At 57.8% G+C, this 10,354-nt stretch carries 3 protein-coding genes; all 3 read left to right on the forward strand.

Annotated elements, in window-relative coordinates:
- Window positions 1-572, forward strand: a 572-nt coding sequence (locus ACFQUU_RS28705) for a phosphopantetheine-binding protein (protein WP_382251997.1), incomplete at its 5' end; no start/stop codon positions are given.
- On the forward strand, window positions 569-8,248 hold the full coding sequence (locus ACFQUU_RS28710; protein WP_382251998.1) for an amino acid adenylation domain-containing protein: 7,680 nt from the start codon (window positions 569-571) through the stop codon (window positions 8,246-8,248). The genes ACFQUU_RS28705 and ACFQUU_RS28710, both read left to right, overlap by 4 nt.
- Window positions 8,248-10,354: condensation domain-containing protein (locus ACFQUU_RS28715; protein ID WP_382252000.1), on the forward strand; the 2,107-nt coding region annotated here is incomplete at its 3' end. The genes ACFQUU_RS28710 and ACFQUU_RS28715, both read left to right, overlap by 1 nt.

Genomic DNA, 10,354 nt, shown 5'->3' on the forward strand with positions numbered 1-10,354 from the left:
GAAATGACCACCAGGTGAAGTTGCGCGGCATGCGCATCGAACTGGGTGAGATCGAGGCGAAGCTGGCGCAGTATCGTGGAGTGAAAGAAATTGCAGTGATCGCGCGCGAAGACCATCCCGGCGACAAACGGCTGGTGGCGTACTACACGGAAGACGAGCCGGGTACGGTGCAAGTGGAAGGCATGCGCCTGCACCTGTCGGCCATGCTGCCCGAGTACATGGTGCCGGCGGCCTATGTCGCACTCGATGCACTGCCGCTGACGCCAAACGGCAAGCTCGACCGCAAGGCGCTGCCGGCGCCGGACGGCGATGCGTATGCGGTGCGTGCGTACGAAGCACCGCAAGGCGAAGTTGAAACCGCGCTGGCTGCGATCTGGGCCGAACTGCTGGGACTGGAGAAGGTGGGTCGTCACGATAATTTCTTCCAGCTCGGTGGGCATTCACTACTGGCAGTAACGCTGATCGATCGTATGCGCAGGATAAGCCTGCATGCGGATATTCGAATTTTATTTACCGCTCCCACGTTGGCGGCATTGGCCGCTGCCGTAGAAGACATGGAGGTTGCACTGTGAGTGTTACCGAGCTATTGCGTCAACTGGATGAGAAGAAGATTGCCCTGACTATCAAGGGGGAAGAACTGATAGTTCAGGGCAAAAGGAATGCGTTGGAGCCTTCCTTGCTTGATCTTCTGCGGAATAACAAAAGCGAACTGATTCAATTAATCGCAACCGGGAAATATACAGCGCCAAGAACTACGGCGATTGAAGTTCCCAAAAATGGAATCCCGAACGGATGCAATGCGATTACGCCCGAGATGCTTCCGCTCGTTGAACTGTCAAATGAGGATATCGCCCGCATCGTCGGCTCCGTGGAGGGTGGTGCCGCGAATATTCAGGACATTTATCCCCTGGCACCATTACAGGAAGGTATTCTTTTTCATTACCAGCTTGAAAACAAGGGCGACATGTATCTGGCGCCGATGATGTACGACTTCGCAACAAAAGCGCAGTTGAATGAGTACATCAATGCACTGCAAGCAGTAATAACCCGACATGACATCTTGCGCACGTCGGTTTTCTGGAAAGGCATCACCGAACCGGTACAGGTTGTATGGAGAAAAGCCATCCTGACGGTCGAGCAGATTGAGGTGGATCCGCAACTCGGCAATGCTGCCGAGAACCTGAGAACTCGGTTTGATCCGCGCCATTATCGCATCGACCTTGGCCAGGCACCGCTTATGCGGGTGTTCATTGCATACGACAAATCAACGGATACCTGGTCTGCGCTCTGGCTAAGTCATCATTTGCTGAGCGACCCCACCACCCACCGAGTTCTGCTTCAGGAAATCGAGGCGCATCTGGCCGGTCGGTCCATGGACTTGCCAGCGCCGATTCCATTCCGGGATTTCGTTGCTCAAACGCGGTTCGGACTGAGCCGGAGCGAACACGAAACATTCTTTAAAAGCTTGCTCGGTGACGTGGATGAACCCACGGCGCCATTCGGTTTGATGAATGTGCATGGTGACGGTTCCGGAATATTGGAGGCATGGCAGCAACTGGATACGTCGCTCGCCAGGCGATTGCGTGAGACGGCACGGCGACTCGTGGTGAGTCCGGCGACACTATGTCATATGGCATGGGCCCTGACTCTTGCGCGGCTGTCGGGACGCGACGATGTGGTCTTTGGCACCGTGCTGATTGGACGCACGCAGGGCCATGAAGGAACGGATCGCGCCCTGGGGCTCTTCATGAATACCTTGCCGGTGCGTATACGGATCGGAGAAGATTCCGTGCAGGAAGGCCTGCGCATGGTGCATGCATTGATGGCCGACCTGCTGCGGCATGAACATGCATCGCTGGCACTGGCACAACGCTGCAGTGCGGTGGCCCCGCAAACCCCGCTGTTCACTTCCATTCTCAACTATCGCCATAACCCCCATGCAGGACGAAGCGGCAATGAGCTTGCGTCGCCGGATTTGCCTTTGCCGACGCATTCAGCGACGCGGAACTTTGATCTGCGCACCAACTATGCTTTAACCTTGAATGTCAACGACGAAGGGGTAGGCTTCGTACTCAATGCGCAGGCGTGTTCACCGATAAACCCGCAGCGCGTATGCACGTATGTGCACACATCGCTCGCGCGATTGATAGATGCCCTTGAGCGCGCGCCGGCCACGCCATTAAATGCGATTGACGTGCTGCCACCGGAAGAACGCCAGCAATTGCTGGTCAACTGGAACGCAACCAGCGCAGACTACCCGCGCCACTTGTGTATTCATGAACTGTTCGAAGCACATGCTGCCGCAGCGCAGGATGCAATTGCGGTAGTACACGGGGAACGCAGCATCACCTATGGCGAGATCAACGCCAATGCAAACCGGCTGGCCAGATATCTGCAGCGTCAGGGAATTTTACCGGGCATGCCGGTGGCATTGTTGCTCGATCGCTCGATCGCGCTCATCACGGCTGAAATCGCAGTCGTCAAATGCGGCGCCGTGTTTGTCACGCTTGACCTTGGCGCACCAGTAGCACGCCATCTGTTCATCATTGACGACTGTCAGGCCAGCATGGTGGTGACGGATTCAGAGGTGTCGCTGCCTGTGCCGGATGGCGTCAGGCGGCTAGACCTCGACACCATCGATATCGGAACCGGCGACGCTAGCAACCTGGGCGTATCTGTCAGCAGCGAAACCGCGGCACATATCACTTATACCTCCGGCTCCACCGGACAACCAAAGGGCGTCATTGTCCCCCATCGGGCCATTGGGCGGGTCGCAATCAACAACGGCTATGCCAGTTTTAATGGCAGCCACCGTTTCGCCTACTCGTCCAATCCGGCCTGGGACGCCAACACTCTCGAAGTATGGGTCCCACTTCTCAATGGTGCGTCCATCGCAGTCATCGACCAACCGGATGTGCTGGATCCGCAACGATTCCGGGACAGCTTAAGAGGACATGCCGTCAACGTTCTGTGGATAAGCGTGGGCTTGTTCAACCAGTACGCGGATTTTCTGACCGAGATTCTTCCAAAACTGAACTATCTGATGGTCGGTGGAGATGCGCTGGACCCCCGCGTGATCGCCCAGGCGATGCGTAACGGCCGGCCACAACACCTGATCAATGGATATGGACCGACCGAGACAGCGGTCTTTGCGATAACGCACGAGGTTGATTCGGTTGCTGAAGACGAAAAAACTATTCCGATCGGACGGCCGATCTCGAACACGCAAATTTATATTCTGGATTCTCGTGGGCACCCCACGCCTGTGGGAGTGACCGGAGAAATTCACATAGGCGGAGTCGGTGTTGCGCTTGGCTATGTGAATCAGGTTGAACTGACTGCGGAGCGCTTTATCCCTAACCCGTTCTCGGATACGGCTGGCGCGTTGATGTATAAGACCGGAGACCTCGGGAGATACCGGGATGACGGTGTCATCGAGTTCAGGGGACGGAACGATTTTCAGGTCAAGGTTCGTGGATTTCGCATTGAACTCGGTGAAATCGAGGCACGCCTTTCGGCCTACCCGGCTATCCGGGAATCAGTCGTGCTCGTCCGCGAAGACCGCCCGGGCGACAAACGTCTGGTGGCGTATTACACCGCCGCAGAAGGCGCGCCCGAGCCATCCTTCGAGGCATTGCGGGCATATCTGCAGGAAACGTTGCCGGATTACATGGTCCCCACTGCATTCGTTCGGCTCGACACATTTCCACTGAATCCGAACAACAAGCTGGACCGTAAAGCACTACCGGAGCCCGGCATTCAGGCGATTTCGACAGATGACACTGAGTTGCCGGGCGACGAGATCGAAACAGCCCTCGCAAAGATATGGTGTGCCGTTCTGAAGGTGGACAGGGTTGGGCGCAGCGACGACTTTTTCGACCTTGGCGGGCATTCTCTGCTTGCTGTCCGAACCGCTTCACGGGTCCGCGATGTACTTGGCGTGGAAATCAGCGTAACCGAACTTTTTCTCCGGCCGACACTGAAGGAATTTGCAAACTCTGTGAAGGCTGCTGCGCGCAGCAGCCTGCCACCCGTACAGCTCGTGGCACGCGATCTGCCGCTTGCCTTATCGTTCGCACAGCAGCGACTCTGGTTCCTGGCGCAGATGGACGGGGTAAGCGAGGCTTACCATATCCCGGTCGGTTTCCAGATGACTGGTTCTTTGGATGTCTTTGCGTTGCGCAAAGCGCTGGATTGTATCGTTGCACGCCATGAGGCATTACGAACCACGTTTGCCTTATTTGAAGGCAAACCTGTCCAGCGGATTCTTCCGAAGGACAGCGGATTCTCATTGCAGGAACACGACCTGCGCGAACGTCCCGAATGCAGCAGGGAAACTGAACGATTGCTGGACGAGACGGCGAATGCGCCTTTCAACCTGATCGACGGTCCGCTGATTCGCGGTTGCCTGCTCCGAACCGCTGACGACCAGTATGTAATGATGGTGACGATGCATCACATTGTCTCGGACGGCTGGTCACTGGGCTTGCTTACAACCGAGTTCTGCACGCTTTACCGGGCATTCGTTCAAGGTCAGCCCGATCCACTGCCGCCGCTGGCGATTCAGTACGCCGACTACGCCGCATGGCAAAGACGCTGGGTTGATGGCGCGATACTGGAACGCCAGGTGGACTACTGGCAGCGCACGCTGGCAGACGCGCCGGTGCTGCTCGACTTGCCGACAGACCGCCCCCGACCCGCGCAACAAAGTTATGCCGGCGGCACCATCATGTTGGTGCTGGACGAGCAGTTGACGGCTGCTTTGAAAGAACTCGGACAGCGACATGGAGCCACACTGTTCATGACCATGCTGGCGGCCTGGGCCGCCGTGCTTGCGCGCTTGTCAGGACAGACGGATCTGGTCGTCGGTACGCCGACAGCCAACCGGCTTCGTGCCGAGATCGAGCCCCTTATCGGCTTTTTTGTCAACACGCTTGCGATACGGCTGGATCTGTCAGGGAATCCGACGCTGGAGCAGTTACTGCTACAGGTGAAGTCCCAGTCGCTCGCCGCGCAGGAAAACCAGGATCTCCCTTTTGAACAGGTTGTTGAACTGGTCAGGCCGCCAAGAAGCATGGCCCATAGTCCGTTATTTCAGGTCTTGTTCGGATGGCAGAACAACGATCGGGGCGAACTCGACCTGCCGGGGCTGGAAGTGGCACCGGTCAGCACCGGTTCCGAAATGGCAAAATTCGACATGTCACTCAATCTTGCGGAGGCGGACGGCCGCATCGTGGGTGCACTAGTGTACGCAGTCGCATTGTTTGATCAGGAGACGGTCGAACGTCATCTGGAGTATGTGCGCAACGTCCTGGTGGCAATGGTCACAGATGACCAGCAACCTCTGAGCCAAGTTGGGCTGCTGAGCGACGCAGAGCGCCAGCAGATCCTGGAAGAATGGAACAGGACCGATGCCGCCTACTCGTTGCAGACTGTGCACACGCTCTTCGAAGAGCAGGCGGGCCGCAATCCCCGCGCCATAGGTCTTGTTGTCGATCAGGGGCAGTTCACGTATGGCGAGCTGAATGCCAAAGCGAACCGACTCGCGCATTACCTGAGGAATCTCGGTGTCGTTCCCGAGACGCGCGTAGCCATTTGCGTCGACCGTGGGCTGCACATGGTCGTAGGACTTCTGGCGATACTGAAGGCGGGAGGCGCCTATGTGCCAATGGATCCCGACTTTCCGGCGGAACGCCTGGCGTACATGCTGCAGGATAGCGCGCCTGCAGTTCTGCTGACGCAGCGTCACTTGCAACGCGCCGCTCCGCCACATCAGATTCAAACTGTCTATCTTGGTTCGGATACGGCATTCCTGGATGCCATGCCGGATACCGATCCGTCGGCGGTTTCGCTGCCGAACCACCTCGCATACGTGATCTATACATCCGGCTCGACCGGAAGGCCGAAAGGGGTGGCTATCGCGCATGGCTCGTTGAGTAACTTCCTGGCATCGATGGCAAAAGAGCCCGGCCTGGAGCCGGAAGATGTTCTTCTGGCAGTGACGTCGCTGTCGTTCGACATTGCGGGGCTTGAGCTATACCTGCCATTGACCAGAGGTGCCAGGCTTGTTTGCGCCCGCCGCGAGGCAGCGCTGGATCCGGCCCAGCTGTCAAAGCTGATCTGCGACCATGATGTATCGGTAATTCAGGCAACGCCCTCGACGTGGCGCATGTTGCTGCAAGAAGACTGGTCCGTGTTCCCGCGGACTTTAAAGGTGCTCTGCGGCGGCGAGTCGCTTCCCTCCGATCTTGCCGAAAGCCTGCTCGCGCGTGTCCCGGCGGTCTGGAATATGTATGGACCGACCGAAACCACAATCTGGTCTGCGGTGCATCGCGTCACGTCGGCGGACGTGGCGATGCGAATTGGCCGTCCTGTCGCCAATACCCGCATTTATATCCTTGATGAGAGCGGACAACCGGTGCCGGTAGGGATTCCCGGTGAACTGCATATCGCAGGTGACGGCCTCGCGCGCGGCTACCTGAACCGCGATGAACTGACGGCGGAGCGATTCATTGATGAGGCGCTTGGCGGGCCGGCCGGCTCCCGGATGTACAAGACGGGTGACCGCGCGCGCTATCTGCCCAACGGCGATATCGAATTTCTGGGTCGCCTCGATGATCAGGTGAAGGTACGCGGTTTCAGAATCGAACCGGCCGAGATCGAAGCGGCCCTGGCAACACATCCCCAGGTCAAGCAATGCGTCGTCGTGGCGCGCGAAGATATGGCCGGAGATACGCGACTGGCGGCGTACGCCGTTTTGCAGGATGAAGAGACGGGCATGGAATCCGAACGGAATACGGATCAGATGGGCTTCAGCCTTTTCTATTTTGGGGCAGATACCTACGAGCAAAATGATAAGTACCGCCTGTATCTGGAGGCCGCGCGTTACGCAGACGAGAACGGGTTCGAAGCCGTATGGACGCCCGAGCGGCATTTCCATGAAGTTGGCAGCCTGTACCCAAACCCGGCGATATTGAATGCCGCGCTTGCTACCGTGACAAAGTCGGTTCACCTCCGGGCGGGTAGCGTAGTGTTGCCCTTGCATAATCCCATCCGGGTTGCGGAAGAGTGGTCCGTCGTGGACAACTTGTCACGGGGGCGTGTGGGCGTATCGTTCGCGACAGGCTGGATGCCACGCGACTTCGTTCTTGCACCCGACAGTTACGCGAATCGCAAGGATGTCATGGCTTCCGGCATCGAGACGGTCAAGGCGCTCTGGCGCGGTGAACAACGCAGTTTTACGGATGGCAGTGGAAAACAATCGCAGGTAACGATCTATCCCAAGCCGGTACAAGCTGAATTGCCTGTCTGGGTCACGTCTTCCGGCAACCCGGAGACGTTCATTCAGGCGGGCAAGCTTGGCGCCAATATCCTGACCCATCTGCTGGGCCAAAGCGTGGAAGAAGTCGCGGCCAACATAACACTCTACCGGCAGGCTCGTGCCCGACATGGATATGACCCGGATGCCGGGCGAGTCACGCTCATGATTCATACCTTCATGGGAGAGGACTTCAATCAGACGCTGGAGAATGCCCGCGAGCCCTTCATTCGGTATATGCGCTCGCATCTGGGGCTGCTCAAAGCGTTTGCAAAGGCGATGGACGTATCCACCGACAACCTGAAGGAACAAGAAGTCGAGACGATTGTTTCATTTGCATTTGAGCGCTACTCCAGAACGGCATCGCTCATTGGAACACCGGAAACCTGCCTCCATGTGGTCGAACGCTTGCGCGGCATTGGCGTGGACGAAATGGCGTGCCTGGTCGATTGGATCGAGCCTGATCAGGCATTGCAGGGATTGCGTCACCTGAACAGACTGCGCCAGTTGTCGAAAAATACCAAGCCGGGTTTCAGAGACGTACGAAAGCACCTAGCAAGGATACTTCCCGAGTACATGCTTCCGGGGAGTGTGACCTTCCTGGATCGTCTGCCGCTTACCCCCAATGGCAAGCTCGATCGCAAGGCGCTGCCCGCTCCGGATATGACTCCATCCACGCGCACCTATGAAGCGCCGGTGGGCGAGACGGAAATTCTGCTGGCCACCATCTGGGCAGACGTATTGCGGGTGGAGAAAGTCGGACGCCATGACGACTTCTTCGAACTCGGCGGTCATTCACTGCTCGCCGTCGACCTGATCGCACGCATGAAAAAAATGAGACTGGATATCGACGTGCGTACAGTTTTCTCGAGTCCGACGATTGCCGAAATGGCATTGTCATGCGCCAGGATCAAGGAGATTGCGCTGTGATGCTTTCGGAACTGATCGAGCAGCTCAACGAAAAAAACGTTGCCCTCGCGGTGAGGGGAAGTGAACTGATAGTTCGCGGAAGTGAAAGAATAGTTGACGAGCCCGCGTTGATCGACGTTTTAAGGCGCAACAAGGCCGCGTTGATGGCGCTGATCCAGTCAGGAGATTACATCGGTCCAGATGGCATCGGGGAAGTGCCGGAAAACCGGATTCCTGTGGGATGCAGTGCGATCACGCCGGACATGCTGCCATTGGTGGAAGTCACTTCGGACGAGATCGAATGCATGGTCAATGCGGTGCCTGGCGGCGCGGGGAATGTGCAGGACATTTATCCGTTGGCGCCGCTGCAGGAAGGGATGTTTTTTCATTACATCAGTGGAGAGCGCCGGGATCCTTACTTGTCGCATGTGTTGTTCAGTTTTGAATCCCGTCCTCAGATGGATGCGTATTTCGAAGCAATGCAGTCCGTAATCAGACGCCATGATATTCTCCGCACTTCCATTTTGTGGGAGGGGCTGCACGAGCCCGTGCAGATCGTGTGGCGGCATGCCCCGCTGAGGATTGAAGAGCTGGTGTTGCGGCCCGAAGCCGGCGACATCGCGAAGCAACTTATTGACCGATTTGATCCATCTCACTTTCGTCTCGACATCCGGAGCGCGCCGCTTATCAAGATCGTCGTTGCCCGCGATTCGCTTTCGGGTCGGTGGGTTGCTCTAGCGCTAAGTCATCACCTTGCCATCGGCGGTGCAACGCTGGCAGTCATCCAGGAGGAAACCAGGGCCATTCTGGAAGGTGAAACGCGAAATCTGCCGGTGCCCGTGCCGTTCCGCCGTTTTGTTGCCCAGGCCCGTCATGGCGCCTGTATTCGACGGCAGGATGAATTTTTCAAGGAAATGCTGGGTGATGTCGACGAGCCGACAGCACCTTATTCTCTCCTCGACATGCCCGTTGACGGATTGCCGATCAGGGAAGAAGGGCGGCTTGTCGAGGCGTCGCTCGCCCGACGGTTGCGCGCGGCTGCACGCACGCTGCACCTCAGTACTGCCACACTCTTTCACCTTTCATGGGCGAGCGTGCTGGCCCGTGTCTCCGGGCGCAATGATGTCGTGTTCGGAACGGTATTGTTCGCGGGCATGCGCGATGGCGACGGCAAGATGCGGCTTCCCGGTATGTTCATCAACACCTTGCCCATCCGTATATCCATAGATGGCTCGCCGGTTAGAAAATGTGTCGAAGACGTTCATGGCTTGCTGACCCGGTTGATGCGCCACGAGTTCACTTCTCTTGCGCGTGCGCAGCGTTGCAGTGGCGTGATTGCGCCTACGCCATTGTTTGGTGCCCTGCTGAATTATCGTCACAACCCTGACCGGAATTCCTCTTACGCCGCGCACGTTGCCGAACCGGACATCGGTACGGAGCGGGAAGGAGAAGGAATCGAGCTGCTTGGCGGTAGCGCGCACCGTACAAACTATCCACTCACGCTGGAAGTCGACGATTTCGGCGAGTCATTTCATTTGAGTGCAATCGCGCAAATGCCGATTGATCCCGAGCGGATATGCACGTACATGCACACGGCGCTAGAGCATCTGGTACAGGCATTGGAACAGGCGCCCACGACGCCGGTTCGCGGGATTGAAGTACTTCCGCGCAACGAGCGGAGATCCTTGCTTGTGGACTGGAACGCAACGCACGCCGACTATCCGCAAGACCAGTGCATGCATCAGCTGTTCGAAGCGCAGGCAGCGGCCACGCCGGAGGCAGTGGCGCTGCTGCGTGAAGGACAGCAGCTGAGCTACGACGGACTCAACCGCCGGGCCAACCGGCTGGCGCGTCACCTGCGCACGCTGGGCGTGGTGCCCGATGCACGGGTCGCACTCTGCATGGAACGCAGCATCGACATGGTGGTCGCCATCCTGGCGGTCATGAAGGCTGGCGGCGCCTATGTGCCGCTGGACCCGGCCTATCCGGCCGACCGGCTTGCCTTCATGCTGCAGGACAGTTCCCCGGTCGCGGTGCTGACGCACGAACGCCTGCCGGCACCCGTGCTGGGAACACTCCGTCTGGGCGTGACGGCAAGCAACGTTCCTGTTATCGACCTGGATGCCA

This window comes from Herbaspirillum sp. GCM10030257 (genome assembly GCF_042666555.1).
Lineage (GTDB): Bacteria > Pseudomonadota > Gammaproteobacteria > Burkholderiales > Burkholderiaceae_D > Noviherbaspirillum.